Origin of the sequence: Sphingorhabdus sp. (assembly GCF_040079335.1) — a bacterium.
Taxonomy (GTDB): Bacteria; Pseudomonadota; Alphaproteobacteria; order Sphingomonadales; family Sphingomonadaceae; genus Sphingorhabdus_B.
The window spans coordinates 1-25,818 of the sequence record NZ_JBEBKL010000035.1 but is presented as its reverse complement, the minus strand read 5'-3'; the positions used below and the strand labels follow the sequence as shown (position 1 = coordinate 25,818).

At 58.9% G+C, this 25,818-nt stretch carries 33 protein-coding genes; 14 read left to right on the top strand and 19 right to left on the bottom strand.

Annotated features, from left to right (window positions below):
- The first annotated feature begins 43 nt into the window (after positions 1 to 43).
- Positions 44 to 760 (top strand): peptidase, encoded by a 717-nt coding sequence (locus tag ABL922_RS10425; protein ID WP_349024152.1) that lies wholly within the window; start codon positions 44 to 46, stop codon positions 758 to 760.
- 1 nt (position 761) lies between these two features.
- Here the strand turns inward: ABL922_RS10425 and ABL922_RS10420 are convergent, their stop codons facing one another.
- The 5 genes from ABL922_RS10420 to rpmF all read right to left on the bottom strand — a co-directional run bounded on the left by ABL922_RS10420 (position 762) and on the right by rpmF (position 3,782).
- Positions 762 to 1,157, bottom strand: a complete 396-nt coding sequence (locus tag ABL922_RS10420; RefSeq protein WP_349024151.1) for a MerR family transcriptional regulator — start codon at positions 1,155 to 1,157, stop codon at positions 762 to 764.
- A 6-nt stretch (positions 1,158 to 1,163) separates the two neighbouring features.
- Positions 1,164 to 1,454: an integration host factor subunit alpha gene (locus ABL922_RS10415; RefSeq protein WP_349024150.1), complete on the bottom strand. Its 291-nt coding sequence runs from the start codon at positions 1,452 to 1,454 to the stop codon at positions 1,164 to 1,166.
- Positions 1,455 to 1,560: 106 nt separating this feature from the next.
- Entirely contained in the window at positions 1,561 to 2,529 is a 969-nt protein-coding gene (locus ABL922_RS10410; RefSeq protein ID WP_349024149.1) for a beta-ketoacyl-ACP synthase III, read from the bottom strand.
- Entirely contained in the window at positions 2,526 to 3,566 is a 1,041-nt protein-coding gene (gene plsX / locus ABL922_RS10405; protein ID WP_349024148.1) for a phosphate acyltransferase PlsX, read from the bottom strand. Before plsX ends, ABL922_RS10410 begins: the two co-directional genes overlap by 4 nt.
- A gap of 39 nt (positions 3,567 to 3,605) precedes the next feature.
- A complete protein-coding gene (gene rpmF, locus ABL922_RS10400) occupies positions 3,606 to 3,782 on the bottom strand; it encodes a 50S ribosomal protein L32 (protein ID WP_115547599.1) in 177 nt (58 codons plus the stop codon).
- 199 nt (positions 3,783 to 3,981) lie between these two features.
- Here rpmF and ABL922_RS10395 point away from each other — a divergent pair, with 199 nt between their 5' ends.
- The gene (locus ABL922_RS10395) at positions 3,982 to 4,380 is read left to right on the top strand and encodes an MAPEG family protein (RefSeq protein ID WP_349024147.1); all 399 of its coding nucleotides are present in this window, start codon (positions 3,982 to 3,984) and stop codon (positions 4,378 to 4,380) included.
- Positions 4,381 to 4,792: 412 nt separating this feature from the next.
- Positions 4,793 to 5,845 (top strand): DUF2971 domain-containing protein, encoded by a 1,053-nt coding sequence (locus ABL922_RS10390; protein ID WP_349024146.1) that lies wholly within the window; start codon positions 4,793 to 4,795, stop codon positions 5,843 to 5,845.
- A gap of 98 nt (positions 5,846 to 5,943) precedes the next feature.
- Here ABL922_RS10390 and ABL922_RS10385 read toward each other — a convergent pair whose 3' ends face one another.
- Both ABL922_RS10385 and ABL922_RS10380 read right to left on the bottom strand, forming a co-directional pair.
- Positions 5,944 to 6,624 carry an MBL fold metallo-hydrolase gene (locus tag ABL922_RS10385; RefSeq protein WP_349024145.1) on the bottom strand — a complete coding sequence of 227 codons (681 nt, stop codon included), beginning with the start codon at positions 6,622 to 6,624 and terminating at the stop codon, positions 5,944 to 5,946.
- 40 nt (positions 6,625 to 6,664) lie between these two features.
- Positions 6,665 to 7,309, bottom strand: a complete 645-nt coding sequence (locus ABL922_RS10380; RefSeq protein ID WP_349024159.1) for a S24 family peptidase — start codon at positions 7,307 to 7,309, stop codon at positions 6,665 to 6,667.
- A 133-nt stretch (positions 7,310 to 7,442) separates the two neighbouring features.
- Between ABL922_RS10380 and ABL922_RS10375 the strand changes: the two genes are divergently transcribed.
- The gene (locus ABL922_RS10375; protein ID WP_349024144.1) at positions 7,443 to 7,652 is read left to right on the top strand and encodes a hypothetical protein; all 210 of its coding nucleotides are present in this window, start codon (positions 7,443 to 7,445) and stop codon (positions 7,650 to 7,652) included.
- Positions 7,649 to 7,954, top strand: coding sequence for a hypothetical protein (locus ABL922_RS10370; protein ID WP_349024143.1), 306 nt, complete (start codon positions 7,649 to 7,651; stop codon positions 7,952 to 7,954). The genes ABL922_RS10375 and ABL922_RS10370 overlap by 4 nt, the downstream gene beginning before the upstream one ends.
- Positions 7,955 to 7,957: 3 nt before the next feature.
- Here ABL922_RS10370 and ABL922_RS10365 read toward each other — a convergent pair whose 3' ends face one another.
- The gene (locus ABL922_RS10365) at positions 7,958 to 9,013 is read right to left on the bottom strand and encodes a hypothetical protein (RefSeq protein WP_349024142.1); all 1,056 of its coding nucleotides are present in this window, start codon (positions 9,011 to 9,013) and stop codon (positions 7,958 to 7,960) included.
- A gap of 47 nt (positions 9,014 to 9,060) precedes the next feature.
- Positions 9,061 to 10,284: a TIGR04063 family PEP-CTERM/XrtA system glycosyltransferase gene (locus tag ABL922_RS10360; protein ID WP_349024141.1), complete on the bottom strand. Its 1,224-nt coding sequence runs from the start codon at positions 10,282 to 10,284 to the stop codon at positions 9,061 to 9,063.
- Positions 10,285 to 10,406: 122 nt separating this feature from the next.
- On the opposite strand from ABL922_RS10360, the gene ABL922_RS10355 reads away from it, so the two are divergent.
- The 7 genes from ABL922_RS10355 (at position 10,407) to ABL922_RS10325 (ending at position 16,025) form a co-directional block, all read left to right on the top strand.
- Positions 10,407 to 10,586 carry a hypothetical protein gene (locus ABL922_RS10355; RefSeq protein WP_349024140.1) on the top strand — a complete coding sequence of 60 codons (180 nt, stop codon included), beginning with the start codon at positions 10,407 to 10,409 and terminating at the stop codon, positions 10,584 to 10,586.
- Complete coding sequence (locus ABL922_RS10350; protein ID WP_349024139.1) at positions 10,579 to 11,952, top strand: putative O-glycosylation ligase, exosortase A system-associated; 1,374 nt, start codon at positions 10,579 to 10,581, stop codon at positions 11,950 to 11,952. Before ABL922_RS10355 ends, ABL922_RS10350 begins: the two co-directional genes overlap by 8 nt.
- A 43-nt stretch (positions 11,953 to 11,995) precedes the next feature.
- Positions 11,996 to 13,168 (top strand): mechanosensitive ion channel family protein, encoded by a 1,173-nt coding sequence (locus ABL922_RS10345; protein ID WP_349024138.1) that lies wholly within the window; start codon positions 11,996 to 11,998, stop codon positions 13,166 to 13,168.
- Positions 13,169 to 13,294: 126 nt separating this feature from the next.
- Complete coding sequence (locus ABL922_RS10340) at positions 13,295 to 13,753, top strand: MaoC family dehydratase (protein WP_349024137.1); 459 nt, start codon at positions 13,295 to 13,297, stop codon at positions 13,751 to 13,753.
- Positions 13,754 to 13,923: 170 nt separating this feature from the next.
- Positions 13,924 to 15,105, top strand: a complete 1,182-nt coding sequence (locus ABL922_RS10335; RefSeq protein WP_349024136.1) for an acetyl-CoA C-acyltransferase — start codon at positions 13,924 to 13,926, stop codon at positions 15,103 to 15,105.
- Positions 15,105 to 15,698, top strand: a complete 594-nt coding sequence (locus tag ABL922_RS10330; protein ID WP_349024135.1) for a carboxymuconolactone decarboxylase family protein — start codon at positions 15,105 to 15,107, stop codon at positions 15,696 to 15,698. Before ABL922_RS10335 ends, ABL922_RS10330 begins: the two co-directional genes overlap by 1 nt.
- A 33-nt stretch (positions 15,699 to 15,731) precedes the next feature.
- On the top strand, positions 15,732 to 16,025 hold the full coding sequence (locus ABL922_RS10325; RefSeq protein WP_349024134.1) for a putative quinol monooxygenase: 294 nt from the start codon (positions 15,732 to 15,734) through the stop codon (positions 16,023 to 16,025).
- Between the two features lie 22 nt (positions 16,026 to 16,047).
- Here ABL922_RS10325 and dgcA read toward each other — a convergent pair whose 3' ends face one another.
- Complete coding sequence (gene dgcA, locus ABL922_RS10320; RefSeq protein WP_349024133.1) at positions 16,048 to 17,031, bottom strand: N-acetyl-D-Glu racemase DgcA; 984 nt, start codon at positions 17,029 to 17,031, stop codon at positions 16,048 to 16,050.
- A 57-nt stretch (positions 17,032 to 17,088) separates the two neighbouring features.
- Positions 17,089 to 18,327 carry a polyhydroxyalkanoate depolymerase gene (phaZ, locus tag ABL922_RS10315; RefSeq protein WP_349024132.1) on the bottom strand — a complete coding sequence of 413 codons (1,239 nt, stop codon included), beginning with the start codon at positions 18,325 to 18,327 and terminating at the stop codon, positions 17,089 to 17,091.
- 151 nt (positions 18,328 to 18,478) lie between these two features.
- Here phaZ and ABL922_RS10310 point away from each other — a divergent pair, with 151 nt between their 5' ends.
- A complete protein-coding gene (locus tag ABL922_RS10310; protein ID WP_349024131.1) occupies positions 18,479 to 20,275 on the top strand; it encodes an ABC transporter transmembrane domain-containing protein in 1,797 nt (598 codons plus the stop codon).
- Between the two features lie 41 nt (positions 20,276 to 20,316).
- Here the strand turns inward: ABL922_RS10310 and ABL922_RS10305 are convergent, their stop codons facing one another.
- The 5 genes from ABL922_RS10305 to ABL922_RS10285 form a co-directional block, all read right to left on the bottom strand.
- Positions 20,317 to 20,718, bottom strand: a complete 402-nt coding sequence (locus tag ABL922_RS10305; RefSeq protein ID WP_349024130.1) for a GFA family protein — start codon at positions 20,716 to 20,718, stop codon at positions 20,317 to 20,319.
- Positions 20,719 to 20,850: 132 nt separating this feature from the next.
- Entirely contained in the window at positions 20,851 to 21,306 is a 456-nt protein-coding gene (locus ABL922_RS10300) for a biopolymer transporter ExbD (RefSeq protein WP_349024129.1), read from the bottom strand.
- A gap of 28 nt (positions 21,307 to 21,334) precedes the next feature.
- On the bottom strand, positions 21,335 to 21,880 hold the full coding sequence (locus ABL922_RS10295) for a biopolymer transporter ExbD (protein WP_349024128.1): 546 nt from the start codon (positions 21,878 to 21,880) through the stop codon (positions 21,335 to 21,337).
- A gap of 98 nt (positions 21,881 to 21,978) precedes the next feature.
- On the bottom strand, positions 21,979 to 22,746 hold the full coding sequence (locus tag ABL922_RS10290) for a MotA/TolQ/ExbB proton channel family protein (RefSeq protein ID WP_349024127.1): 768 nt from the start codon (positions 22,744 to 22,746) through the stop codon (positions 21,979 to 21,981).
- Positions 22,747 to 22,822: 76 nt separating this feature from the next.
- A complete protein-coding gene (locus tag ABL922_RS10285; RefSeq protein ID WP_349024126.1) occupies positions 22,823 to 23,482 on the bottom strand; it encodes an energy transducer TonB in 660 nt (219 codons plus the stop codon).
- Between the two features lie 277 nt (positions 23,483 to 23,759).
- Here ABL922_RS10285 and ABL922_RS10280 point away from each other — a divergent pair, with 277 nt between their 5' ends.
- Positions 23,760 to 24,611: a hypothetical protein gene (locus ABL922_RS10280; protein WP_349024125.1), complete on the top strand. Its 852-nt coding sequence runs from the start codon at positions 23,760 to 23,762 to the stop codon at positions 24,609 to 24,611.
- Positions 24,612 to 24,614: 3 nt separating this feature from the next.
- On the opposite strand, the gene ABL922_RS10275 is transcribed toward ABL922_RS10280, so the two are convergent.
- The 3 genes from ABL922_RS10275 to ABL922_RS10265 all read right to left on the bottom strand — a co-directional run.
- The gene (locus ABL922_RS10275) at positions 24,615 to 25,196 is read right to left on the bottom strand and encodes a cob(I)yrinic acid a,c-diamide adenosyltransferase (protein WP_349024124.1); all 582 of its coding nucleotides are present in this window, start codon (positions 25,194 to 25,196) and stop codon (positions 24,615 to 24,617) included.
- Positions 25,197 to 25,206: 10 nt separating this feature from the next.
- Positions 25,207 to 25,437: a hypothetical protein gene (locus tag ABL922_RS10270; RefSeq protein ID WP_349024123.1), complete on the bottom strand. Its 231-nt coding sequence runs from the start codon at positions 25,435 to 25,437 to the stop codon at positions 25,207 to 25,209.
- A 56-nt stretch (positions 25,438 to 25,493) separates the two neighbouring features.
- The coding region (locus ABL922_RS10265) for a glutamate--tRNA ligase family protein (RefSeq protein WP_349024122.1) at positions 25,494 to 25,818 on the bottom strand (325 nt) is incomplete at its 5' end.

The window sequence follows — 25,818 nt, the reverse complement described above, 5'->3', positions numbered from 1 at the left end:
AACAGGATTCAGGGGCGGGATCGAAGTGACCTATTGCGTTGGGATGAAGCTGGATTCGGGGCTGGTGTTCATGTCGGACACACGTACCAATTCGGGCGTCGATAATATTTCCACCTTCCGCAAGATGCACAGCTTCGAAAAGCCGGGCGAACGCTACATCACGATCATGACCGCGGGCAATCTGGCGACCACCCAATCGGTCATCAGCATGCTCGCCGAACGCACCAAGGCCCCCGAGGAGCGCAACCCGTCAATCCTCGCTGCAGCCTCGATGTTTCAAGTTGCGCAGATTATTGGCGATTTGCTGCGCGAAACCATCCGCACCCGCGAACAGACCGGGCTCAATGCCGAGACGACCTTCAATGCGACTCTGATCGTCGGTGGGCAGATCAAGGGCATGGAGCCCCGCCTGTTCATGATCTACCCTGAGGGCAATTTCATCGAGGCGTCGGACGACACGCCTTTTTTCCAGATTGGCGAAACCAAATATGGCCGGCCGATATTGGTGCGCGGTTTCCAATCGGATATGAGTTTTGAAAGCGCGGTGAAGCTGTTGATGGTGTCGTTCGATTCGACGATGGCCGCGAACCTCTCGGTCGCTCTGCCACTCGACTTGCTGCTCTTACCGCGCGACGAGTTCGAGCCTTTGCAGAAACGCCGGATTGCCGAGGACGACCCCTATTATCGTTCGGTGTCAGACAAATGGTCTGACGCGCTGCGTAGCGCGTTCCACTCGCTGCCCGATTATACGATCGAATAGATCAGGCGGCCGCCAAGACCTGCGCCAACCGATCGCGGATGGCGCGCAATTCCGGAACCAGTGTTGAGGGAGCAGGCCTTGCGAAAAGGTCGCCCGCTGGTGCAGTCACTGCAGCGGGAATGGCCGCAGGTGCCGGGGCTGCTGCGACTTCGGGTTTGCCGCCCTTTGCCAAATAGGCCCGGGCGCCGCGAATCGTATAACCCTGCTTCGACAGCAGATCCTGAATCTGATCGAGAAGCGCGACATCCGAAGGCCGGTACAGCCGCCGCCCGCCTGCACGTTTCAAAGGCTTAAGCATCGGGAACTGTTCTTCCCAATAGCGCAATATATGCGTTTTCACGCCCAGCCGGTCGGCCATTTCGCCAATGGTCAGAAATGCTTCTGGTGCCTTGTCCATAACGACTTATTTGACCTTGTGGCGCAGGCCCTGGCTCGCACGGAAAGTCAGCACGCGACGCGGGGTGATCGGCACTTCGATCCCCGTTTTGGGGTTGCGCCCTATGCGTTGCGCCTTGTCGCGCAGCACGAAAGTTCCAAAGCCGGAAATCTTCACATTCTCGCCCGCAACCAGCGCATCGAGGACATGATCCAGTATCGATTCGATCATCGCGGAAGCATCCGCGCGTGAGAGACCTACATGCCGGTTAATTGCTTCTGCAATATCCGCGCGCGTCAAAGTACCAGCATCTGCCATGGTTTTGCCTCCGATGTTCACGCGACCCCCGTGATTCCTTTGGAACATATAGCAATTTCAGGAGGATGTAAAATGCCAGACGAATTTTTACTCGTCCGATTTCGGGTCACATTCGAATGACCGATGCACCCCAGGTAAATCCGCCGCCCATGGCCTCCAAAACGACGACGTCACCGGCCTTGATCCGCCCGTCGCGCACCGCCACATCTAGCGCCAGCGGCACCGACGCGGCAGAGGTATTGGCATGTTCGGAAACGGTCAGAACCACGCGTTCTGAGGGCAATCCAAGTTTTTTCACGGTCGCGTCGATGATCCGGGCATTGGCTTGGTGTGGAACGACCCAGTCAATGTCGGTCGGTTCAAGCTCGGCCTGCTCGAGCACTTCGTACATGACACTGGCGAGATTGGTCACGGCATGGCGGAACACTTCGCGGCCTTGCATTCGCAATTTTCCAACAGTGCCGGTAGTCGATGGACCGCCATCGACATAGAGCAGTTCATTATGCCGCCCGTCGGCGTGGAGTTGGGTCGCTAACACACCGCGTTCGCCGACTTCGCCTGAGAGCACTACCGCTCCGGCACCGTCACCAAACAATACGCAGGTACCCCGATCTTCCCAGTCAAGCAGCCGCGTCATCGTCTCTGCACCGATCACCAGCGCATTTTTGGCAGAGCCTGCACGGATCATACTTTCTGCGACCGAAAAGCCATAGAGAAAGCCCGAACATACTGCTGCCACATCAAAGGCAACGCCGCCATGATGGCCTAATATATGCTGCACCTTGGTGGCTGCCGCCGGAAACGTCTGGTCGGGGGTGCAGGTGGCAACGATGATGAGATCGATATCGGCCTCTGTCATGCCCGCTGCATTGAGCGCGTTACGTGCGGCTTCGGCACCTAAAGTGGCCGTGGTCTCGTCAGGCCCTGCGATGTGGCGGAACTTGATTCCGGTGCGTTCGGTGATCCATTCGTCCGAGGTATCAACCTGTGCGGCCAGCTCGGCATTGGAAACACGGCGCTTTGGCAGTGCGCTACCCGTCCCTTTGATGACGGCACGAAGCGCGGGTCCGCTCATTCTTCGATAACTTCCTTGCCTGCGATCTGTTCCAGATCCTGTGCGATGCGCTTCGTGATATCGTCTTCGACCAGCCGGGCTGCTACCTTCACCGCATTGGCAACGCCTTCGATGCTCGCGCTGCCGTGGCTTTTGACGACCACGCCATTGAGGCCCAGGAACACCGCACCATTATGGTTGTTCGGATCGAGATGATGCTTGAGCAATTCGGTCGCGGGTCTCGAAACCAGAAAGCCGAATTTGGAGCGGATCGAACTGGTAAAGGCACGGCGCAACAGGTCGGTCACAAAACGCGCCGCCCCCTCGATCGATTTCAGCGCGATATTGCCCGAAAAGCCATCGCAGACGACAACGTCGCAATCGCCGCGATTGATCTTGTCCGCCTCGATAAAGCCCTGAAACGCCATGTGCAGTTCGGGGCTGTCGCGCAGATGTTGCGCTGCAAAGCGCAGACTGTCGGTGCCCTTCATTTCCTCGGTGCCAATATTAAGCAAGCGCACGCGCGGCTTTTCCCAATTATAGAGGATGCGCGAATAGGCCGCACCCATCACAGCGAATTGCACCAGATTGCGCGCATCGCATTCGGTGTTGGCACCCAGATCGAGCATCACGACATCGGTATCGGTGAGTGTGGGCAGCAAAGCAGCCAGCGCCGGCCGGTCAATCCCCGGCATGGTGCGCAGCGCGACCTTGGCCATCGCCATCAGCGCGCCGGTATTGCCGGCACTGACCGCAGCAGCGGCGTCACCAGCTTTCACTGCGTTGATCGCCAGCCCCATCGAGCTGCCGCGTGATTTGCGCAGCGCCTGGCTTGGCTTGTCATCGCCGGTGACGACTTCGGTGGTGTGGAGAATTTCGGAAGCGGCGCGCAGGTTCGGGTGGTTTTCGAGTGCAGCCTTGATCTGCACCTCGTCGCCTACCAGCAGGAATTTGAAGCTTTCGTGCCGGTGGCGCGCCAGTGCAGCACCTGCGACCATCACGCGAACGCCTTCATCACCGCCCATCGCGTCAATAGCGATACGCGGTGAAGTGTTCACGATATCATCCCTCCGTGGAGAAGAGCGATTGTCCGAAAATTAAGCGACAGCGAGGATTTCGCGGCCATTATAGTGGCCGCAAGCATTGCACACATGGTGCGGACGCTTCAGTTCGCCGCAGTTCGAGCATTCCTGAAAGGCTTCGACCTTCAGCGAATCATGGCTACGACGCATGCCGCGCTTGGACGGCGAAGTTTTTCTCTTGGGGACAGCCATCTCGGCACCTGTTCCATTTCAAAAAAATATAATGTTTCTGCAGCTTTAAGGAAGAATGTCGGCGCTGGCAAGCAAAGCCAGAATCGGCACTCAAACACCCCGGTGCTGCGGATGAGGGGCGGCTAATACCGATTTTTCCGCGCTTTGCAAGGTGCGACTTGGCTGTTAGCACCGCATTCGAACAACGGGAGGATATTACATGCTTACATTACCTATCACGCTGACAATCGCCGCCGGTGCCGCGCTGGTCAATATCTGGCTGATGATCCGCTGCGGACAGGCGCGCACAAAGGGCGGTGTGTCGATCGGCGATGGCGGTGACGAGTTTCTGATCCGCCGCATGCGCGCGCATGCCAATTTCGTCGAAAGCGCACCCTTTGTGCTGATCCTGATCGCAGCCCTCGAAGCCACACAGGGCAGCGCAAACTGGCTCTGGTATGTCGGCATCATCTATATCTTCGGCCGCCTCGCGCACGGCCTTGGTATGGATGGTGGGACACTTGGCAAAGGCCGGATGGTCGGCACGCTGATTACCATGCTGACGTTGCTGGGACTAGCTGGCTATGCGCTGTGGAGCGTCTATTCGAAACTGGGCTGAAAGGCCGCAACCGAAAATCACGGCAAAAGGTAACAAAGATCCACATGTACCCATGGGGGTATCTGTTACCTTGTGTCACCTTTGCACGAGAATCAGGTGAGCGCCGCACGGCGCGTGCGCCGGAGTTATTCGCTGCCCGGCGATACCGCCCAGGCTGTCAAAGAGCGCAGGTCGCCATATGGCAACCCGCACGGACGTTTGCAGGATAAATCCTACATTTCAAGGGTGGGAGGCGGGGTCTGCGGGAAACGAAGATGACGAAAAGGGTGCAGACGATCCCAGAGTCGACCCTATCAATCCACACCTGACGAAACAATCACCGTCGCCCCGTACTTGATGCGGGGCTTGGCTATTCTCGACGCGTCTGACAAAAAAGCCAAGCCCCGTGTCAAGCACGGGGCGACGAAGTTGTATGACATCTGGTTCCAACAAGTTTTCGGACGTTGGTTCATCGGGCCACAACACCAAAAAGCAGACTCGATTCTACGGCGCGCGCAGCTTAACGTCGACGGTGAACCAGCGAACAGAAAGTCGGACACCAATTTTGAAGAAACGAAAAGCAAAAATGAGTTTAGGCACTGTCTACGATCGGGTGTTCAAGCCGGGACCCGATTGCATCCTATATCACTATTGTAGCTCTGCCACTTTCCTTTCAATCTTGGAAACTGGCAAGATGCGGTTCGGTGACGTTAACATGATGAACGATGTCAGCGAATGGGGATACTGCTACCGGCTTTTTGAATCCGCTGCCAACGCCTTGCTTGATTTGATACCCGAGAAGCCCGCACTTGAGGGCTTGAATGCCGACTTTTTTGACAAGGTCGACGACTATCTGTCTCCAAAGCAGCTTTACAGCCACCCAGTCATTGCCTGCTTTTCCAAGGAGCCCGATGTTCTGAGCCAGTGGCGAGGATATGCAGATGATTCTCGGGGCTGGGCTATCGGATTTGACGGTCAGGCAATTGCAGCGATGCCAGTTACAATGCTTAACGTGGTTTACGATTCTGAGCAACAGCTCGCCGAAGTCCGCAATTTTCTGGCCGCAATGTACTTGCTTTGGCGAGAGCAAGGTGGTGAATTTCGAGACGTTGTGGGTCGCGATGCATCATTATTGGCAAGCTTTTTACTCGCTTACAAGCATCCGTCCTTCCGTGAAGAACAGGAAGTCCGCGCGTTGCACGAATTGCGCGTCGACTTGACCGAAAACGGCTGCCAATTAATCGACGAAGGCGGAACAGCAGACGGAGTAGAGGTGGCCGGAGAGACCGTGGGCTTCCGAGCAGTCGGTGCCACAATTGTTCCTTACGTCGACATTCCCCTGCAGCGAGCGAATGGTCGCACCATTCGAGAGGTTTGGTTTGGACCAAGCAACCCGAATGGACCCGGAAATGCACTTTATCCACTTTCTCAGCATGGTCATCGCGCAGTAGCTCTGCACCGCTCAGCTTCCAGCTATCGGGTCTGACTCAACAACTGCAGAACATGCCAACCCATAGCGTGAACGGCAGCTTATGGCATCATCTCCTCATATCCGGACATTCCGCCCCCCAACAAACCCGTCCCTCAACTCAACGCATAGTCCGAGACATAAGCGTTCACCTTGCGCTCATGGCCGAACTGGCTGGTCGGACCGTGGCCGGGGATGAAGGTCACGTCGTCGCCCAATGGCCATAATTTCTGGGTGATCGAATCGATCAGTTCCTGATGGTTGCCGCGCGGGAAATCGGTGCGGCCGATGCTGCCCTGGAACAGTACGTCGCCGACAATCGCGAGGCGGCTTGGCCCGTGGTAGAAAATGACATGCCCCGGTGTGTGCCCCGGGCAATGGATAACATCAAGGGTCAGATTGCCGACGGTTACGGTATCGCCGTCCTTTAGCCAGCGGTCGGGTTCAAAGGTCTTGGCATCCATCCCCCAGCGTTTGCCATCATCATCGAGCTGCGCGATCCAGAAACGGTCTTCCTCATGCGGGCCTTCGATTTTGAGGCCGAGTTCCTGCGCCAGCATCCCCGTCTGACCGCAATGGTCGAGATGGCCATGGGTCACGAGCAGCTTTTCCAGCTCCACCCCGGTCTTCGCCACGGCATCCTTCAGCTTGTGCAGATCGCCACCGGGATCAACCAGCGCGCCCTTGTTGGTTTCGGTGCACCAGAAAAGCGTGCAGTTCTGCTGCAGCGGGGTGACGGGGATGATCACCGCCTTCAAAGGCGGCTGGGCGTTAAGGTTCGAGGTGACGTTGCTCATGGGCGATATGTGGCGGCGTGATGCCGCGAACGCAAGCCTTTCAGAGCCGCCGCCCCACCCAAACGACGCGCCCGACAACCTGCACCTCGGCCGGATCGCGTTCGGGCCATGACGGATAGGCCGGATTGTCGGATAGCACCGACAGCCGCCCGCCCGGCGCGCGCGCCAGTCGCTTGACCATCAGCACGCCGTCGATCCGGATGACATGGATGCCGTCGCGCAGCGGCTTCAACGCCGCGCCCTTGTCGACCATAATATCATCGCCATCGTTCAACACCGGCTGCATCGAATCGCCCTCGACCCGGATGAGCGAGACGTTGCGCGGTTCAACGCCGAGTTTGCGCAGCCATGCCTCGTCGAAACAGACCTTGCCTGCAAGCGCCTCTCCCTCGGCCAGCGCCCCTGCGCCGGCCGATGCGCCAACGGCAAGCTTGGGGACAAGCTTCAACCCTCCACGCTTCCCGCTCCCTTCCTCATCAGGCGCACCCAATAGCTGGGGGGCAACACCATAATAGCGCGCGATAATCGACCGTTCGCGCTCTGGCAGGTTCTTCGGGCTGCCGCGCTTGATATATTGCTGGATATAAGCGGGGTTGCGCCCGACGAGGCGCGATAGCGACGCAAAATCGTCACCATGCGCCTGCACCAGCCGTTCGAGTTCGGCACGTGGATCGCTGTTTACCATCATTCTTCTTTAGCAATAGGATTTTTCCTAGACAAGTAGGATTTTTCCTATCAGCAATGTTCCTATCATGTTCTCATCGATTCGTCGATGCGAACGTCCGGAAAAGGGTGGTGCCTGATGGAAAGGAACGCAAATGCACATCAATCGGAAAATCGAACGATTTCTGCGACAGCACGATATGGCACCCACCACTTTCGGGCGCAGGGTGGCGCGCGACCCGCGGCTGGTGCTCGACATGCGCAACGGCCGGTGCCTGCGCCCGGCGATGGTGTTGAAGGCCGAAGCCTTCATGGCTGCGTTCGAACGGCACCTCGACCTGCTGGATATGCGGGAGGCGGCATGAGTTACCCTCTAACAACTTGCGGCTTGTCAAAAGCGCTGCTGGCGTTGCTTCCGGAAGCGGAAATTGCCAGCCGCAAACAAACGCCCTGGCACAGCGCCACCTTTTCCGGCGAGCGTGTTACAATCGTTTTGAAACTGACCGGAGATGCACCAGCGGAACGCGCCACAGCCTTTGCCAAAGCCTTGCCCGATACCGAATTCAATCTCCGCCGCCAACTGGTCGCCGACATAGTGGTCAGCGATATGCAACCGCTGGAGGATGGCGTGCTATTGACCGTCGAAGCCTTGTTGCTCGACGAATGAGGGTTAGCGGGTGCGCGCGTTCATCCGGTGCAGCGTTTCGAGTGCTGAGCGCAACGCTGCGTCCAGTTCCTCGGATTCGGGTTTTTGCGGTGCGTCGGCGGGAACTTCGGTTACGTCGACCGCACGCAATGCGGCCTGTTCGACCTGAACCGGCTCGGTCACCAGCGGCGCCTCCATGTCGCGGCGGATCGGCTGGACATTGGAGCTTTGCAGTTCGCTGGCCAGATTCTCGATTTGCGCCAGTTGCGTGTCGCGTTCGGCCAATGCCGATTCGAAGCGGCTCACCATATCGTCGAGCGAGGCGATTTCGGCGACGGGCGCGGTAGCGGGTGCTTCGACGGTTTCTGCAGCGGCGGGTTCTTCTGCCGCAGCTTCGAATTCTGCCGTCGGGATTACATCCTCGACTTCAACCACAACGGGTTCAACCCACTCAGCCTCAACTTCGACCTGCTCGACGATGATCGTTTCGGCAGCAGCCCCGACCATTTCAGGTTCGGCGAGATCGCGGTTGGCCGAGAAGGGGCGGCGCGGCGGCGCATCGGGGTGGGCATCACCAGAGCGCAGCTTGGGCAAATCTTCGAGATCAGTAATGTCGTTGGCACCACGGCGCGCTTCGGCAAATGCGGCGATACGCGCGCGGAGGCGCGAAAGCAGCGAACCGCGGACCACTTCATCCTCTTCGACGATGTCTTCCTCGGTTTTCGATGCGGTCTCGGCTTCGATACCAGCGATAGCCGGAACGAATTCTGAATCGACGATATCCGTCTCAGCTTCTGACTCGACGATCGCTGTCCGCACCGGCGAGTTGCCGCTGCGCAGGAACATCACCGTCAGAATGACAAGGGTTAGCGCACCAAAAGTGTATGAAATCAGGGCGCGCGCCGTATCGCCGAGTGGCGCGCCCGTTGCCGGAATCATTTCCGAAACCCCGGTCGCACCGGTCAGCGTTTCCCAGATGCCCGTCGGGATAAACATCGCAGCGATAGCCGCAATGGCGGCGCCACCCGTTGCCAAGGCAACGGCCCGAGTCTGGTGATCGAGTTTCAGTTTCGACTGCATAACTACCCTGTTTCGATCGGGCTTCATGCTACGGACTAGCCGCAACTTTACCCCTGTTTAGCACGGCCTAACAGGAAATGGTAAACAGGATCGTAACGCATTATGTTCTTCTGCCAATTGCGTTCTTGCTCGACAAAGGCCCGCGCATCGGCCTTGCGTGCAGGCCACATCGCCTTGTCAGCGAAGAGCGCATCGATGGCCTTGGCAGCGCCTGCTGGATTGTCCGCCGGAAACAGGGCTCCGGTCACGCCATCCTCGATCAGTTCGCGGTGCCCACCGACATCCGAAGCTGCGACCAGCCGCCCCTGCGCCATCGCCTCCAGTGGTTTCAGCGGCGTCACCAGATCAGTCAGCCGCATTCGCTTGCGCGGATAAGCGAGGATATCGACCAGACTATAATAACGCTCGACTTCTTCATGCGGAACGCGACCGACGAAATGAATACGTTGCGCAGCGGGCGAAGCCTCTGCCTGAGTGCGCAACGCCTTCTCCATCGGGCCACCGCCGACCAGCAGCAAATGCGCGTCCTTGGCAGCCCCATCCAGATGCCCCATCGCCGCGATCAGATCGTCTATACCTTCATAGTCATAGAAACTACCGATATAGCCTATGACGTCCTTGCCCGTCAGACCCAGCTCCGCCGCCAATGCCTCGTCACGCGGCGGGGGATTACCGAATAACTCCATGTCGACGCCATTGGGCGAAACGAAAATCTTGGCCGCATCAAAACCCCGCGCGACCAGATCCGAGCGCAATCCTTCGCAAATCACCGCCACCCGGTCAGCCCGGGCGACAACATGGTTTTCGAGCGCGCGGGTGAGGCGGTACTTCAGCGAGCCTTCCGCTCCGGTGCCATTCCCTACCGCTGCATCCTCCCAGAATGCGCGGATTTCATAGACAAAAGGCACGCCGAGTTTCGCGGCGGCGCGGGCGGCAGCAAGGCCGTTGAGCGCGGGCGAATGCGCGTGAACAATATCGAACGGCCATTCGCGATGGACCTCTATAATGCGCTGCTCAAGCGCCCGGATTTCGCGCCATTCGCGCAATCCAGCTGGGCCCGAAACCAGCTGCGGCGTGCGGAAGAAATGTAGCCCTTCCGCTTCCTCGCTATCACCATCGGGCTGCATACCATGCTGATATTGCCGCACGCCCGTCAGTCCGCGCACCTCCCAGCCGGCACCAATCTGCGACTTCAGTATCGCACGCGTGCGAAAGGTATAGCCGCTGTGCAACGGCAGGCTGTGATCGAGGACGTGCAATATACGCGGCATGGCACGCCCATAGCCGCAATATATTTAACGCGCCGTCAACCCAAAGAAGCTAATGCTTTTGGCGATTTTTCAATTTCGGGCTATGTACCGCGCCAGCGGGACAGGCAGGGACCAAACGGCGGATGATCGACAATTTCTCGATAGTGCTCAGCCACGGCCTGCTTTTGCTCGCTTTCTGGTTGCTCACCCGGCGCGACGATCTCGATCGCGAACCGCCGCCCGAACCCGATGCCGAACCGCAGGGTTTTGGCGCTACAAAGCGCAGGCAGGCATCTCGGCAGGACACGCTGACCGATGCGTGACCTGTTTTTCGTCGGCTATCTGGGCCTGTTGATGCTGATGGCGTTCAAGCGGCCATTTCTGTTCACGCTGGTCTATGCCTATATCGATATCATCGCGCCGCAGCGGTTGAGCTATTTCCTGCTGAACGCGATACCGCTGTCGCTCATCCTGTTTGCGCTGGCGCTACTCGGCTTTCTTGTCAGCGACGACAAACGCGATGTACGCGTTTCACCCCGATGGGCGCTTTTGCTCGTGCTGCTCGCCTATTGTGGATATTCGACCACCGTAGCCGTGGAGCCGTTGGCGGCGCAGGAAAAGTGGAGCTGGGTGTGGAAGGCGCTTGTATTCGCGTCCTTTCTTCCCTTGTTGCTGAAGACAAAACTGCGGATCGAAGCGCTGGCGCTTACACTCGTGCTTTGCGCCTCCGCGCTGATCGTCACCGGCGGTATCAAGACCGCGCTCGGCGGCGGCGGCTATGGCTCGCTTGTCCTGCTGATCAACGACAATTCGGGCCTGTATGAAGGCAGTATCATCAGCTGTGTGGCAATCGCCATCATCCCGCTGATCGTCTGGCTGGCGCAGCATGGCACCATCTTCAAACCCGACTGGAAGGTGAAGACCTATGCCACAGCGCTGACCTTCGCTGCGCTGCTAATCCCCGTCGGGACACAGGCGCGCACCGGGCTGGTCTGTATTGCCGTGCTCGCATTGCTCTTCATCCGCCAGACCAAGCGCCGCTTCCTGTATCTAACTGGAGCAGCGGTAATCGGGCTGGCCGCCATCCCCTTCCTCCCCTCCGCCTTTTCGCAACGGATGGAAACCATCCAGGATTATAAGGCCGACGAGTCCGCCGCCACCCGCGTCGCTGTGTGGAAATGGACCTGGGAGTTCGTGAAGGAACATCCCTTTGGCGGCGGCTTTGACGCCTATCGCATCAACAAGATCCGCTATGACCTGCCCGTCGTCGACGAAAATGGCTTTGACACCGGCGCGGTCGACCGCCGCGAAATCGTCGATCAGGGCCGCGCCTATCATAGCAGCTTCTTTGAGATGCTCGGCGAGCAGGGATTTCCCGGCCTGATCATCTGGCTGCTGATCCATGTCGGTGGGGTATGGCGGATGGAAATGGTCGCGCGCATGTATAAGAAGCGCAACCGCCCCGACGAAAGCTGGGTCGCGCCTTTGGCAACCGCACTGCAAAATGCGCAGATCATCTATCTGGTCGGCTCGCTGTTTGTCGGCATCGCCTTCCAGCCCTTTGTCTATATGCTGGTAGCCATGCAGCTTGGCCTCGACACCTATCTGGCGCGCAGGCGGAATGAAGCGGCATGGACGCCGATCCGAAAGCAGCGCATGCAAGCGCAAGAGATAAACCCGGCATCCTGACGGGCCCTTGCCGACGACAGGTCGTCTGGCTAGGGTTGCCACGATGAACACACCGCTTCCCAAAATCCCCGACGATCCGATGGCCGCAATCAACGCGCGCCTCACATATTACGCCGAAGTCGTGGCTGACTGGGTGCGCGGGAATATTGCCGAGCTAACGGTCGCCGTGATTGCGGCAACCCTGGTCTATCTGCTGCTGAGCTGGCTCAAAGGCCGTGCTGCCAAGATCGCGCGCGACAGCGAAGACCGTTCAGCGATGAAATCGATCATCGCGCGAACATTGGCGCGTACCGGCAAATTCTTCCGTATCATGGTCGCGATCGAACTGGTCAACGGCTACGCCAATGCGCCGGAACAATTGGCGCGCACCATCGATGTGCTGTTCACGATCGCGGTTGTCCTGCAGGTCGCCATCTGGTTGCGCGAAGTCGTCATCGGGCTGATCGAACGCCGTGCCAATGAAACCGGCGGCGAGCATGAGACGTTGCAAAGCGCGATGGTGCTCATTCGTCTGCTGGTCAGTTTTGCCGTGTTCGCAATCGCCGCGATCGTGATTCTCGACAATCTGGGGGTCAATGTCACCGGCCTGATTGCGGGTCTGGGCGTTGGCGGCATAGCCATTGGTTTGGCCGCGCAGGGCATCTTTTCAGACCTGTTTGCGGCAATGTCGATCATCTTTGACCGGCCGTTCAAGCGCGGCGACACGATTACTTACGATACGACAACCGCCCGGGTCGAACGGATCGGGATGAAGAGCACACGCCTGCGCGCGCTGACCGGTGAGGAGAAGATCATCTCCAACGCCAAGCTGCTTGAGAAGGAAATCACCAACAATACCCAATCGGTCTATCGCCGGGTCAATTTCCTGATCAGTCTGGTCTATCATACCAGCCCCGAGAATGCGGAGCGTGTGCCCCTATTGCTGCGCGAAATCGTCGAGACGCAGGGGGCTGAATTTATCCGCGGCGGGTTCCACACATTCGCCCCAAGCTCGCTCGATTTCCAATTGGTCTTTGATGTGCAGAGCGAGGATGTCGACGAGATGTTCAAAGCCCGCCACACCATCGGCCTGGGCATCGCAAAGCGCTTTGCCGAGGAAGGCATCGAGTTCGCCTATCCGACACAGACGACCTACACGGCTTCCCCAGATGGCACGCTGGTCATGCCCTATGCGGCACCGGCAAAAGTGGAGTCGGCGTCCCGTAAAAAGGCTTGATTCGTGCTTCCGGCCAGCCGCCACATCGAAGTGACGTAGGGTCAGCGGGGCAAAACTGCTGTGCTCTTGTCAAGCTGTCCAGAAAGGCGCAAAACCGCGCGCAAATCCACCAATAAGGAGCAGGATATGAGCGGAGTAACACCTGCCGAACTCGCAGGCCGGGTCGGCGAAGTCATCGGCAGTTCGGATTGGATGCTGGTCGATCAGGACATGGTCAACAAGTTCGCCGACGCAACTGGAGACCACCAGTTCATCCATATCAACGAGGAAATGGCCAAGATGACGCCGTTCGGCGGCACCATCGCGCACGGCTTCCTCTCGCTCTCGCTGCTGCCTGTGCTGATGGCGAAATCAACCTGCCCCAAGATCGATGGCGTCAAGATGGGCGTCAACTATGGCGGCAACAAAACCCGCTTCCTGTCGCCGGTTCGCGTTGGCAAGCGCGTCCGCGCGCATTTCAAGCTGCTCGAGCTCGCCGAAAAACGCCCCGGCCAGTGGCAGCAGACGATCGAATATACGCTCGAGATCGAAGGCGAAGACAAGCCCGCTTGCATCGCCGAGTGGATCACTCAGTTTTTCGTATAAGCTGAACCATACCTCTCCCGCTTGCGGGAGAGGAGCGAGACTTGTGAGCATAGCGAACTAGTCGCAGCGGTGAGGGTCCTCACCAACTTCGCCTAGGGAGCAAGCTCCCAAGGCTACATATCCTCTCCCGCTTGCGGGAGAGGGCTTATCAGTCAGAAAGGAATTCTCCCATGCGTGACGCAGTAATCGTTTCCACCGCCCGTACCCCGCTGACCAAGGCAGCGCGCGGCGCATTCAACAACACCACCGGCGCGACGCTCGGTGCCTTCTCGATCCGCGCTGCGGTTGAGCGTGCCGGCCTCGCAGGTGCCGAGATTGACGATGTCGTGATGGGCTCCGCCGCACAGCAGGGCTCGACCGGCGGCAACGTCGCGCGCCTCGCTGCGCTGCGCGCAGGTCTGCCGGTAACCGTCCCCGCGATGACGATTGACCGTCAGTGCTCGTCGGGCCTGATGACCATTGCGACCGCTGCCAAGCAGATCTTGGTCGACAATATGGATATCTGCGTCGCCGGTGGCCTTGAAAGCATCTCCAAGGTTGTCGGCAGCGGCAAGATGTTCGTCGAACCGGACCGTGAGCTGCTCGAAATGCACCCGCATATCTATATGCCGATGATCGGCACCGCCGAAGTGGTGGCCAAGCGCTACAATATCAGCCGCGAAGTGCAGGATGCCTATTCGCTCCAGTCGCAGCAACGCACCGCCGCCGCGCAGGCTGCCGGCAAGTTTGATGATGAAATCATTGCCTGCGCCGCCACCATGGCTGTGGTGAACAAGGAGACCAAAGAAGTCTCCTACCAGGAAGTCACCGCCAACAAGGATGATTGCAACCGCCCCGACACCACGCTCGAAGGGCTCGCCAGCCTGAAGCCGGTAATGGGCGAAGGCCACACCATCACCGCAGGCAATGCAAGCCAGCTGTCGGACGGCTCCTCGGCCTGCGTGCTGATGGAAGCCAAGGTTGCCGAGAAGCGCGGCCTGACACCGCTCGGCCGCTATGTCGGCATGGCAGTCGCCGGTACCGAGCCCGATGAAATGGGTATCGGCCCGGTCTTCGCGATCCCGAAGCTGCTCGAACGCTTCAACCTGAAGATGGACGATATCGGCCTGTGGGAACTGAACGAAGCCTTCGCTGTGCAGGTGCTCTATTGCCGTGACAAGCTGGGCATTCCTGACGAGTTGCTCAACGTCAATGGCGGCTCGATCTCGATCGGTCACCCCTTCGGCATGACCGGCGCACGCTGCACCGGCCACGCACTGATCGAAGGCAAGCGTCGCGGTGCCAAATATGCCGTGGTGACGATGTGCATCGGCGGCGGACAAGGCGCTGCCGGGCTGTTCGAAGTTTTCTGATGCGGCTGTCGGCACCTCGCATTGCTCCCGTCGATCTCGATACGATCGACGACGAGCAGCGCGAGGCGCTGGCTCCGATGGTGGAGGCCGCGAAGGATGTGACCCGCTCTGGTGGGCACATCCTCAACATTTTCCGCACCATGGTGCACGCACCCAAGGCGCTCACCGCCTTCCTCGCATGGGGCGGCTATATATTGTCGCGGCGCAACAGCCTTTCCGAACGCGACCGTGAGCTAGTGATCCTGCGGGTCGGCTATAATTGCCGCTCGGGTTACGAATTCACCCAGCACACCCGCATCGGGCTCGACGCAGGTTTGAGCGAAGCTCAGATCGAGGCGATCAAGGCTGGACCGGATGACCCTTCGTGGAACGACGCCGACCGAGCCATGCTATGCGCCACCGACGATCTCGCCCGCGACTTCCATGTCGGCGATGCCAGCTGGGCGGCCTTGGCTTTCCTTAGCGACAAGCAGAAGATGGATCTGGTGATGACCGTCGGTCAATATACACAGGTGTCGATGATGCTGAACAGCTTCGGCGTTCAGCTCGATCCCGGACAGACACTCGACCCGGCGCTTGATGCGCGGGCGTGAACCCGAATTTTCCAACATGAGAGAGGACTGAAAATGGCAGGAATTGGAGTAGTCGCGACATTGACCGTCGCCGAGGGCAAAAATGCCGAATTCGAAGCAATCTTTGCCGATCTGGCCGCCGCCGTGCGCGCCAATGAACCGGGCAATTTGTTCTACACGCTCACCCGCTCGCGCGCCAATGGTCAGGTTTATCGCGTGCTCGAAGCCTATGCCGATCAGATCGCGCTCGATGCGCATGGCAAGACCGACTATTTCCGCGCTGCTGGCCCCAAACTCGGCCCCTGTCTCGCCGGTGCGCCTGAAATCGAGTATCTCGACGCGATATAATCCGAAATTCGATCCTGCTGGCTCAGGCCGGCAGGATCATCCCCTTTTCGAACCGGAAGCCATCGTCCCGGTCTTCTGCCAGCAATATCGGCCCATCCAGATCGACCCATAAAGCCGCTTGCGCGACCAGAAATGCGGGCGAGATGCCTAGGCTGGTCGATAGCATGCAGCCCACCATCAGCTTCAGCCCACGCGCCTCGGCCTCGCGCGCCATCGCCAAGGCTTCGGTCAACCCGCCAGCTTTGTCGAGCTTGATGTTGATACCGTCATAATAGCGGGCACAAAGCTTCAAATCCGAGCGCGACTGGCAGCTTTCATCGGCCAACAGCGGGATCGGTGATTTGATGCCGTCCAGCAAGGCATCCTGCCCGGCGGGAACCGGCTGTTCGATCATCTCTACGCCCAGCGCCGCCAACGCCGTCGCCTCTGCCTCGATGTCAAGCGCGCCCCAGCTTTCATTCGCATCGACGATCAACCGCGTTTGGGGCGCTCCTTTGCGCACAGCGGCAACCCGCTCGCGATCCCCCTCGCCGGTCAGTTTGAGTTTGAGCAAGCCAAAGCCCCGCGCCGCCACATTGGCGGCATTGGCCTCCATCACATCAGGCTCACCGAGCGAGATGGTGAAAGCAGTTTGCAATACCCGGGGTGCCGCGCTCAATCCCGCGAGCTGCCAAAGCGGCTTGCCCATAGCTTTGGCCTCCAGATCCCACAGCGCACAATCGAGCGCATTGCGGGCGGCACCGGGAGGTAGCAAAGTCTGCACAGCTCTGCGCGCCTCACGCACTTCCATCGGTGCCAGCGCGTCGATCAAGCTTTCAATCTGCGTCAGGCAGCTTTCGGCGCTCTCACCATGATAATAGATGGCGGTGGCCTCACCCAGCCCGACATGCGCGCCGTCGCTCGTCGCGGCCACCAGCACATCCACATAGGTCTTGGCCCCACGCGATATGATGAACTGCCCGGCAACCGGCCAGCGTTCAACGGCGGCACTTATACGAAGACTCAATCGCCCCTCCCCCAATCAGGCGTGCTGACGGGGTTTGGGCAATCCGGCCGCGATTGTCTAGCCGTTGTGCGCGAGGATCCATTCCTCAACGATCGGCGCAATTTTTTCGCGCCATTTGCTGCCGTTGAAGATGCCGTAATGGCCGACTTCGGGGGCCATATGATATTGCTTCATCGCTTCAGGAAGGCCGGTTGCGATGGTCAGCGCCGCCTTGGTCTGGCCGATGCCGCTGATGTCGTCACGCTCACCTTCGATGGCAAGCAAAGCGATATCCTCTATCGCACCCGGATCAACCAGCTTGCCGCGATAGTTGAACTCGCCCTTGGGCAGCAGGTGCCGCTGGAACACGGTGTCGACGGTCTGCAGGTAGAATTCGGCGGTCATGTCGCAGACGGCGCGATATTCGTCGTAAAAATCCTTGTGCCGATCGGCGCTCTCGCCATCGCCTTCGACGAGGTTCGAGAACATCGACCAGTGGCTGATCATATGATTGCCGAGGTTCATCGACATGAAGCCGGAGAGCTGCAGCCAGCCAGGATAGACGCGGCGGCCGGCGCCTTTGTAATAAGGCGGAACAGTCGCAATCACATTGTGGACGAACCAGTCGTGCGGACGGCGGGTGGCGTGGTCGTTGACCGCAGTCGGCGCCTCGCGCGTGTCGATCGGGCCACCCATCATGGTCAGCGTGCGCGGACGCAGCGGGTGCTTGTTCGCGCTCATGATCGCGGCTGCGGCATAGGCCGGCACCGAAGGCTGGCAGACGGCGAGCATATGTGCGCCGCGACCACCTGCATCGGGGCCGATAAATTCGAGCCACTCGACCAGATAATCGATATAGCTTTCAAGGTCGAAGCCACCGCCAGTCAACGGCACATCGCGCGCGTCTTTCCAGTCGGTGATATAGACATCATGCGTCGGCAGCATCCGTTCGACAGTGCCGCGCAACAATGTCGCGAAGTGACCCGACATTGGCGCACAGATCAGCAGTTTGGGCTTGGTTTCGCTGCCTTCATAGGTGAAATGCTTGAGCTGTCCAAAGGGCTTGCGCGCGACATTCTGTTCTTCGACCTGCAGATGCTTGCCATCGATTTCGACTGTTTTGAGGTCAAAAGCGGGCTTGCCACGTGGCATCACCGAATGCGCGAACACGTCGAGCGCAGAGGCGGTGACCGACGTCAGATTACCATAGTTCAAGGGCGAATTGGTGAAATTATTGAGGAAATCCGCCTGTTTCTGGGCGATCCAACCTGCGCTGGCCAGAAAGCCGCGCTGAATATCGTAACCGGTGTAGAGCATCTATGCGTCCCCGAATATCGTGCGCCCGGAAAATCGGGCATCCTGTTTCGCCGATCAACATAGGCATTTATTGTGCATTGCACCATAGAAAATCGCCTTGGCCAAATTCTCTGCGATTGTGGCGCTTCGCCACGGCTGCTAGGCGGTGGGCATGACTGAAACTGCCCTAGCGCAAACACAAACGGCGGCCAGCCCGCCTGACGATAAACCTGCTGCCAAACGCCTGTCCAACCTGGGCATGATCTGGAAGCATGCGGTGCGCTATCCGCGGCAGATTATCTTTGCAGCGCTCGCCTTGCTGGTGGCGGCCGGGGCAACGCTGGCGATCCCGATGGGATCGAAATATGTGATCGACAACGGCTTCGCTCAGGATGGCGGCGACGTTGCGCCCTATTTCCAGATATTGCTCGGTATCGTCGTCGTCCTCGGTTTTGCCACCGCCTTCCGCTTTTACTTTGTCAGCTGGCTGGGTGAACGAGTGGTGGCGGATATCCGCGTTGCCGTGCAGAGTAACCTTCTGCGCCTTGCGCCGCGTTTCTTTGAAGAGAACCGTCCCGCCGAAATTGCCAGCCGGATGACTTCCGACACCGCGATTATCGAACAGGTCGTCGGCACCACGGTGTCGGTGGCGCTGCGCAATGTCGTCATCGGTATCGGTGGCATTGCGCTGCTGTTCAGCATGGCACCCAAGCTGACCGCGATCTTGCTGTTCGGCATTCCGCTGGTTGTTTTTCCCATCGTCTATATGGGGCGGCGGCTGGAAAAGGCCTCGCGCAGCAGCCAGGACAGGGTGGCCGACATTGGCACGATAACCTCGGAATCGCTCGGCGCGCTTAAGATTGTTCAGGCCTTCGGGCAGGAAAGCCGGGAACAGCAGCGCTTTTCGGATGCCGTTGAAAACACATTCACTGCCGCCAAGAAACGCATCCGTATCCGCGCCCTTATGACCGCAATCGTGATCGCGCTGATCTTTGGCGCGATTACCATGCTGGTTTGGGAGGGCACCGAACAGGTCGCCGCCGGAACGATTACCAGCGGCACTATCATGGCGCTGGTGCTCTATGGCGGGCTGGTTGCGGGCGCTTTCGGGGCGCTATCCGAAGTCTATGGCGATCTCGTCCGTGCCGCCGGTGCCTCCGCCCGATTGGCTGAGCTGATGCAGGAAGTGCCCGACATTGCGCCCCCTGCCAATCCGGTCGCCATGCCTGCCCCGCGCGGGCAGATCGAGTTCCAGAATGTCAAATTCCGCTATCCGACCCGGCCCGAGGTTGCGGCACTCAGCGACTTCAGCCTCAAGATCGTACCAGGCGAAACCGTGGCGGTGGTCGGGCCATCGGGGGCCGGCAAATCGACGCTGTTCCAGCTGGCACAACGCTTTTACGATCCAGAGGCAGGCACCGTCCGCATCGACGGCGTTGCGCTGACCAGCGCTGATCCTGCAGAATTCCGCCAGCGCATGGCGCTGGTGCCGCAGGACACGGTGCTATTTGCTGCCTCGGCACGCGACAATCTGCGCTATGGCAATTGGCTGGCCGAAGATGCCGCGATCTGGGCGGCAGCCGAGCAGGCCAATGCGGGCAATTTCCTGCGCGACTTGCCGCAGGGGCTTGATACCTATCTGGGTGAGGGTGGCGCGCGGCTTTCGGGCGGGCAGCGGCAACGCATCGCCATCGCACGCGCCTTGTTGCGCGATGCGCCGATCCTGCTGCTCGATGAGGCGACCAGCGCACTCGACGCCGAAAGCGAGCGGCTGGTGCAGGATGCGCTCGAACATCTGATGGAAGGCCGCACAACCATCGTCATTGCGCACCGCCTGGCGACCGTGCGCAAGGCCGACCGCATCATCGTGATGGACGAAGGCCGCATCGTCGAGGAAGGCACGCATGATGCGTTAAGCAAGGCCGGTGGCCTCTATGCACGACTGGCGAGTTTGCAATTTGATGCCTGATCGAAAAGTCGTTTGCCGGGACTGGCCCTAAAGCGGCACTATCAATCCACGCGGGCCCGTGGGAAATGCTGCGTCGCCGTCGTAATTTCCACCCATTGGTGGCGCCTGTCTTCCCAAACCGAACGGATTGGCTGCATCGAATGCGCGTCGTCAAATAATCCTATCGGGATACCTGTGACATCCGGATTTTTCGTGCCGCGCATGAAAACGGTAGTGCCGCATAGCTCGCAGAAAAACTGGTCAAAGGTTCCGCCAAGGTCTGTGGGGCGCGTAAACTGCTTTGACGCACCTTCAATTTTGACCTGATCATGGGGGTAGTAAGCGGCTTCACCAAAGGGGGAGCCCGTTCGCTTTTGGCAAGCAATGCAATGACAGGCTACCACAGCTAATGTTGGTCCGGGCACGGTCACGTGCAACTGTCCACATTGGCAAGAAGCTTTCATATCATTGGGTTATCACAATCGTTACGACCGGGCAATATTGCCGCACGCCAACATCCAAATGCCGGTCAGTCGCTAAGGCCAAAAAAAGGGCGGCACTAGGGCCGCCCTCTCTATGTCGATTGCCTGTCTGGATCAGTTGCCGGGAACGGCAGACTTTCCAAAGACGCGATATTGTTCGTTTCCGACGAAACCGAATTTGGTGATACCACTGCGCTTCACCACGGCCAGCGACTGGTCGACAATGTCGTACATCGCGGTCGGGGCTGGCTGGAACTGAAGTTCCGGTTCCGGGTTCATCGATTTGGTCTGAACGAGATATTGCTCAATCTGGTCCAGCGAAGACGGCGTGCCGTTCCACTGAATTTCGTTATTCGGCATGATCACGATCTTGTTAACCACCGGGTCGATAGGGACTTCCGGCGGCGGCTGGTTCGGATCCTGCACCGGCAGGTCGATATTAACAGCGTGCGATACGGGCGGGATGGTGATCATCAGCATGATGAGGAGAACGAGCATGACGTCGATCAACGGCGTCGTGTTCATTTCCATCATCGGCTGGCCATCATCCTTGCCACCACTCATTGCCATGATTTTTGCTCCTTAAACTAGGATCGGCTTACTTGGCCGAATCGAGCGGTGGGAAAGGCGAAGAGATGAAGCCGACGCGGGCAAAGCCTGCCATCTGCATCGAATAGATCGCACCACCAATGCAGCGATAAGGCGTATTCACGTCACCGCGAATATGGGCCTCGGGCAGCATGTCGGGGGTGATTGCACCAGCCTTCGCTGCTGCTTCACCACCCAGTGCTTCAAATTCACGCTTCAAATGCTTGGCCGCACGATCGACCAGTTCGGTCGAATCCACCGGAGTTACGTTCCAGTAGATACGGCATTCGCCACCTGGGCTTGCCCCCTGATACGCATCCGAACCTGGCTCATTACCGCTCGGATCGGTCGTCGTCACCGACAGCAAAACATTTTCACGCTTCGCCTTGGTCGGTTCAAACTGAACGACCGGAAGTTCCATCTTCACTGTCTGGATGGCCACCGGAATTGCGATAAGGAAGACGATCAGAAGCACCAGCATCACGTCCACGAGCGGTGTCGTGTTGATGTCTGACATTGGCGTGTCTTCGCCGCCGCCTCCAGAACTGATTGCCATTTACTATTCCTCTCTGACTGCTTGCAGGCCAGCCCCTCATTCGGGCTGGTGCTATCAAACGGGGTATAGGCCGCCGTCCAAGGCGGCCCTAGCCCGCCTTACTTCTTTACAGCAGCGGCCGGAGCAGCAGCGGGGCGGGCAGCCGGAGCAGCCGCAACCGCAGGCTTAACCTTGCCGCCCGAAGAAATGTAACCAAGCACATCGTTCGAGAAGGTCGACAAGCTGCGAGCGATCGACTTGTTGCGTGCCTGCAGCCAGTTATAGGCAAGCACCGCAGGAACAGCGACGAACAGACCGATTGCAGTCATGATCAGCGCTTCACCAACCGGACCAGCGATCTTGCCGATATCAGCCTGACCAGCGATACCGATTTTGATCAGCGCCGAATAGATGCCGATAACGGTACCGAGCAGACCAACGAACGGAGCGGTCGCACCAACGGTTGCGAGGAACGGCAGGCCGCCCGACAGCTTGTTGTTGATCGACTCTTCCGAACGAGCCATGGCGCCGTGCAGCCAGTCATGGGCTTCAACGGGATCGGTCAGCAGACCATGCTGCTTCTGCGCCGCGATGCCATCATCAACGACCTGACGGAATGCGCTGTTTTTGTCGAGCTTGGCAGCGCCTTCTTCAAGCGTTGCAGCGCGCCAGAACTGGGCACGAACCTGCTTCGCCTGATTGAGAACCTTCTGCTGCTCGATCAGCTTGGTAAACATGATGTAGAACGAGAAAACCGACATGATCACCATCACGCTGAAGATTGCCCAGCTGATCGGGCCGCCTTCGTTCAGTGCGGGGATGAGGCCGAATTTTTGTGCGGCAGCGGCTTCATTCGCAGCAGCTGCAGTGAGAATTGCGATCGACATTGGTACTTCCTCTCAAATTCAAAATCTAAGGTCATAAATTGCCCGGCGTCAGTGCTCCCCTCCGCCGGGCCAGAAATTACTTCGGTATCTGCCAGCGGACGCGGCTGGACCACGAACCCGATGTGGGGTTACCATTGCTATCCAGTGCGGGATCAAACCGTCCACGACGCTGAATGTTCTTGCAAGTCGCATCGTCAAGATCGGCATGGCCGCTGGACGCAGTGACAGAGCAAGATTGCACACGACCATCCGGACCAACCGTTACCCGGAAGCCGGTGGTACCTTCGCGTTCCTGCTGGAGGGCACGCGCCGGATAGTCGTTGGTATTCGCCCAATTGCCCGGATTACCCTTTGGAATCGGGTTCGGACGTTTGGCAACCGGCGGCGGCGGCGGCGGAGCGGCAGGCGCAGGCGGAGCTGCGGTCGGCACAATCGGCGCGGCTGGTGGAGGTGTATCCACTGTCCGTACGGTTGGCGGAGGCGTGATCGTCGTCACGAGCGGCGGCGGCGAGACGACGGGCGGCTCGATCTGCTTTTCCGGCTCTGGCGGCGGTTCTTCCTCAGGTGGTTCTTCTTCCTTCACGTCGACGACGTTCAGCTTTGCCTTGACCTGTTGCACCGCCTCATAAGCAAGGCCGGTGACCAACGCATAGCCAAGGAAAGCGTGAAGGAGCGCGACGATGATGATCGAGACTAGGCGGCTCGAACTCATTCCATCTTGATCAGCATATGCCATGCGGAAACTACTCTCCTACTTTCCCCAAAACGCGCGGACCGCTCGGCAAGCGTCACAAAACTAGAAGCCACCCAACTGGTCAGCGCTATTGAAATCTTTTTTAACGGCTGATTCCGCCATCGTCTTAGCGAGGCCCAAAAGCACAGGCAATCCGGATTCTGCGATTCATCCGCAATTCATCGGCCTTGCCCCAATCGATTGCCATGAATAGGAATGCAAATATCGCGCGCTTACTCTCAATTTGCACAGGATTCCCAAGGTGAAGACAGGATTTACCATGAAAACGGCTGCCGGCCTTGCCCTGTTGCTGGCAGCACCGGCTTTGCATGCCCAAGCACCGGTGCAAGCATCATTTGCGGTGCCTGCACAGGGTGGAAGCTATGCGGATATTGCTGATCTGGTCGTAAACTCGCCGCTGATTCTTGACGCGCAGATACGTAAGGTTACCTCGCTTCCCGCGACCCAGACCGCAGGCGTGCCCGCAAATATCCAGCGCGTGCTGATTGACGCCGACGTCACGTCGCTGGTCCGCGGGGCTGACGGGTTTGCAGCCAAGGCACGGTTTCTGCTGGACGTGCCGAAAAATGCTAAAGGCAAAATTCCAAAGCTGCAGAAGCGCCGTTATTTCATTTTGGGAAGCAAGGTCAACGGATCGGCCGGAACGGTAAAGCTATCCCGGCCCGATGCGCTCGTCGAATGGAGCCCTGCCAATGACGCCACTTTGCGCGCGATCACAAAAGAAGCGGTGCAGGTCGATGCGCCGCAAGCCATCTCAGGCATTACCAGCGCCTTTCACAGTCAAGGGACGATAATCGGCGAAGGTGAAACGCAGATTTTCCTGCGCGCGGCGAGTGGTCAGCCGATTTCGGTCTCGATATTGAGCCGTCCCGGACAGAACAAGCATTGGGCAGTGTCGACTGGCGACGTGATCGATGAATCAGCCATTGCCCCAACCAAGGACACTTTGTTGTGGTACCGTCTGGCTTGCAGCCTGCCACGGACACTCGATCCCAAATTGGTCGAATCGAGCGAAGCCAAGGACATCGCCAATGCGCAGTCGGACTATCGCTTTGTCATGGATTCGCTGGGGCCTTGCGGTCGCACGCGACCCTTGCCGGGCACCCGATAGGGTTCAACGCGACGCGCCGGGCACCCACAATATGTCGCCACCCCGATCCTTGTTGATCAGGCGGCAGAGCACGAACAGATAATCCGAAAGCCGGTTGAGATAGGTCATCGCCAGCGGATTGATGGCTTCGCCCGCCGCCGCCGACACCAGTGCGCGTTCGGCGCGACGCGCAACCGCACGCGCCAGATGCATCGCCGCCGCCGCCTCGCTGCCGCCCGGAAGGATGAAGCTGGCCAGCGGCTCCAGATGGTCATTGGCCTTGTCGATGGCCGCCTCAAGCCAGTCGACCTGCGGCTGCACAATCCGCAAGCTCATCTCGCCCGGCGTGAAATCCTGACCCGGAGTCGCAATGTCGGCGCCCAGATCGAACAGATCATTCTGGATACGGCGCAGTCCGGCGGTCAGTTCTGTGTCGCCCCCGTCCCGCTCCAAAGCCGCAATGGCAATGCCGAGCGCGCTGTTCGCTTCGTCAACCTCGCCAATCGCATGCATCCGGGCATCGGCCTTTGACCGGCGCGAGCCATCGACCAGTCCGGTCGTGCCGTCATCGCCGGTGCGGGTGTAAATCTTGTTGAGTTTGACCATGCGGGTCGCTTTACTTGGCGAAAGCGCCGCCGATTACAATGATCGCCACCAGAGCAACGGCAATCGCCTGCCATTTGACGCGGGCAAACATCATCTGATTCTGTCGGGCCAGCCCACGCGGCACGCCGTTTTCGTCGACATCATTATGGTCCATCGTGGCAAAGGCATGCAGCCCGCGCACAACCGCGAACACCACCATGCCCATCACGGCAACCAAGGCTATAATCAGCAAAACGCCCATCGATATTTCCTTATGTCGGCACCACGACCCGATAGCCGTTATGCGTTGCCGGGCATTTAGGGTGTCGTAACCGAGATGCCAAGCGGAAGCTTCCCCTGCCGCAATTGATCAACCAGCGCGATACCGGGTATCCCCTCGGCACGCAACTCGGCCAAGGGCTTTGACAGGCGCGATTTGGCCAGCTTGTCGCCCTTTTCGTCGAGCAAAAGCGGATGGTGCCAATAAACGGGCTCGGGCAGGCCTAGAAGCACCTGCAGAAGCCGGTGGACCGCCGTGTAAACAAACAGGTCCATTCCCCGCACGACATGACTGATGCCGTCTGCCGCATCGTCGAGGGTGGCTGCCAGATGATAGCTGGCAGGCACATCCTTACGCCAGAGG

Excerpts from the sequence above, each read along its gene's own strand:
- ABL922_RS10425 (WP_349024152.1), top strand. The coding sequence starts at position 44 with ATGAAGCTGGATTCGGGGCTGGTGTTCATGTCGGACACACGTACCAAT.
- ABL922_RS10420 (WP_349024151.1), bottom strand. The coding sequence starts at position 1,157 with ATGGACAAGGCACCAGAAGCATTTCTGACCATTGGCGAAATGGCCGAC.
- ABL922_RS10415 (WP_349024150.1), bottom strand. The coding sequence starts at position 1,454 with ATGGCAGATGCTGGTACTTTGACGCGCGCGGATATTGCAGAAGCAATT.
- ABL922_RS10410 (WP_349024149.1), bottom strand. The coding sequence starts at position 2,529 with ATGAGCGGACCCGCGCTTCGTGCCGTCATCAAAGGGACGGGTAGCGCA.
- rpmF (WP_115547599.1), bottom strand. The coding sequence starts at position 3,782 with ATGGCTGTCCCCAAGAGAAAAACTTCGCCGTCCAAGCGCGGCATGCGT.
- ABL922_RS10395 (WP_349024147.1), top strand. The coding sequence starts at position 3,982 with ATGCTTACATTACCTATCACGCTGACAATCGCCGCCGGTGCCGCGCTG.
- ABL922_RS10390 (WP_349024146.1), top strand. The coding sequence starts at position 4,793 with ATGACATCTGGTTCCAACAAGTTTTCGGACGTTGGTTCATCGGGCCAC.
- ABL922_RS10385 (WP_349024145.1), bottom strand. The coding sequence starts at position 6,624 with ATGAGCAACGTCACCTCGAACCTTAACGCCCAGCCGCCTTTGAAGGCG.
- ABL922_RS10380 (WP_349024159.1), bottom strand. The coding sequence starts at position 7,309 with ATGGTAAACAGCGATCCACGTGCCGAACTCGAACGGCTGGTGCAGGCG.
- ABL922_RS10375 (WP_349024144.1), top strand. The coding sequence starts at position 7,443 with ATGCACATCAATCGGAAAATCGAACGATTTCTGCGACAGCACGATATG.
- ABL922_RS10370 (WP_349024143.1), top strand. The coding sequence starts at position 7,649 with ATGAGTTACCCTCTAACAACTTGCGGCTTGTCAAAAGCGCTGCTGGCG.
- ABL922_RS10365 (WP_349024142.1), bottom strand. The coding sequence starts at position 9,013 with ATGCAGTCGAAACTGAAACTCGATCACCAGACTCGGGCCGTTGCCTTG.
- ABL922_RS10360 (WP_349024141.1), bottom strand. The coding sequence starts at position 10,284 with ATGCCGCGTATATTGCACGTCCTCGATCACAGCCTGCCGTTGCACAGC.
- ABL922_RS10355 (WP_349024140.1), top strand. The coding sequence starts at position 10,407 with ATGATCGACAATTTCTCGATAGTGCTCAGCCACGGCCTGCTTTTGCTC.
- ABL922_RS10350 (WP_349024139.1), top strand. The coding sequence starts at position 10,579 with ATGCGTGACCTGTTTTTCGTCGGCTATCTGGGCCTGTTGATGCTGATG.
- ABL922_RS10345 (WP_349024138.1), top strand. The coding sequence starts at position 11,996 with ATGAACACACCGCTTCCCAAAATCCCCGACGATCCGATGGCCGCAATC.
- ABL922_RS10340 (WP_349024137.1), top strand. The coding sequence starts at position 13,295 with ATGAGCGGAGTAACACCTGCCGAACTCGCAGGCCGGGTCGGCGAAGTC.
- ABL922_RS10335 (WP_349024136.1), top strand. The coding sequence starts at position 13,924 with ATGCGTGACGCAGTAATCGTTTCCACCGCCCGTACCCCGCTGACCAAG.
- ABL922_RS10330 (WP_349024135.1), top strand. The coding sequence starts at position 15,105 with ATGCGGCTGTCGGCACCTCGCATTGCTCCCGTCGATCTCGATACGATC.
- ABL922_RS10325 (WP_349024134.1), top strand. The coding sequence starts at position 15,732 with ATGGCAGGAATTGGAGTAGTCGCGACATTGACCGTCGCCGAGGGCAAA.
- phaZ (WP_349024132.1), bottom strand. The coding sequence starts at position 18,327 with ATGCTCTACACCGGTTACGATATTCAGCGCGGCTTTCTGGCCAGCGCA.
- ABL922_RS10310 (WP_349024131.1), top strand. The coding sequence starts at position 18,479 with ATGACTGAAACTGCCCTAGCGCAAACACAAACGGCGGCCAGCCCGCCT.
- ABL922_RS10305 (WP_349024130.1), bottom strand. The coding sequence starts at position 20,718 with ATGAAAGCTTCTTGCCAATGTGGACAGTTGCACGTGACCGTGCCCGGA.
- ABL922_RS10300 (WP_349024129.1), bottom strand. The coding sequence starts at position 21,306 with ATGGCAATGAGTGGTGGCAAGGATGATGGCCAGCCGATGATGGAAATG.
- ABL922_RS10295 (WP_349024128.1), bottom strand. The coding sequence starts at position 21,880 with ATGGCAATCAGTTCTGGAGGCGGCGGCGAAGACACGCCAATGTCAGAC.
- ABL922_RS10290 (WP_349024127.1), bottom strand. The coding sequence starts at position 22,746 with ATGTCGATCGCAATTCTCACTGCAGCTGCTGCGAATGAAGCCGCTGCC.
- ABL922_RS10285 (WP_349024126.1), bottom strand. The coding sequence starts at position 23,482 with ATGGCATATGCTGATCAAGATGGAATGAGTTCGAGCCGCCTAGTCTCG.
- ABL922_RS10280 (WP_349024125.1), top strand. The coding sequence starts at position 23,760 with ATGAAAACGGCTGCCGGCCTTGCCCTGTTGCTGGCAGCACCGGCTTTG.
- ABL922_RS10275 (WP_349024124.1), bottom strand. The coding sequence starts at position 25,196 with ATGGTCAAACTCAACAAGATTTACACCCGCACCGGCGATGACGGCACG.
- ABL922_RS10270 (WP_349024123.1), bottom strand. The coding sequence starts at position 25,437 with ATGGGCGTTTTGCTGATTATAGCCTTGGTTGCCGTGATGGGCATGGTG.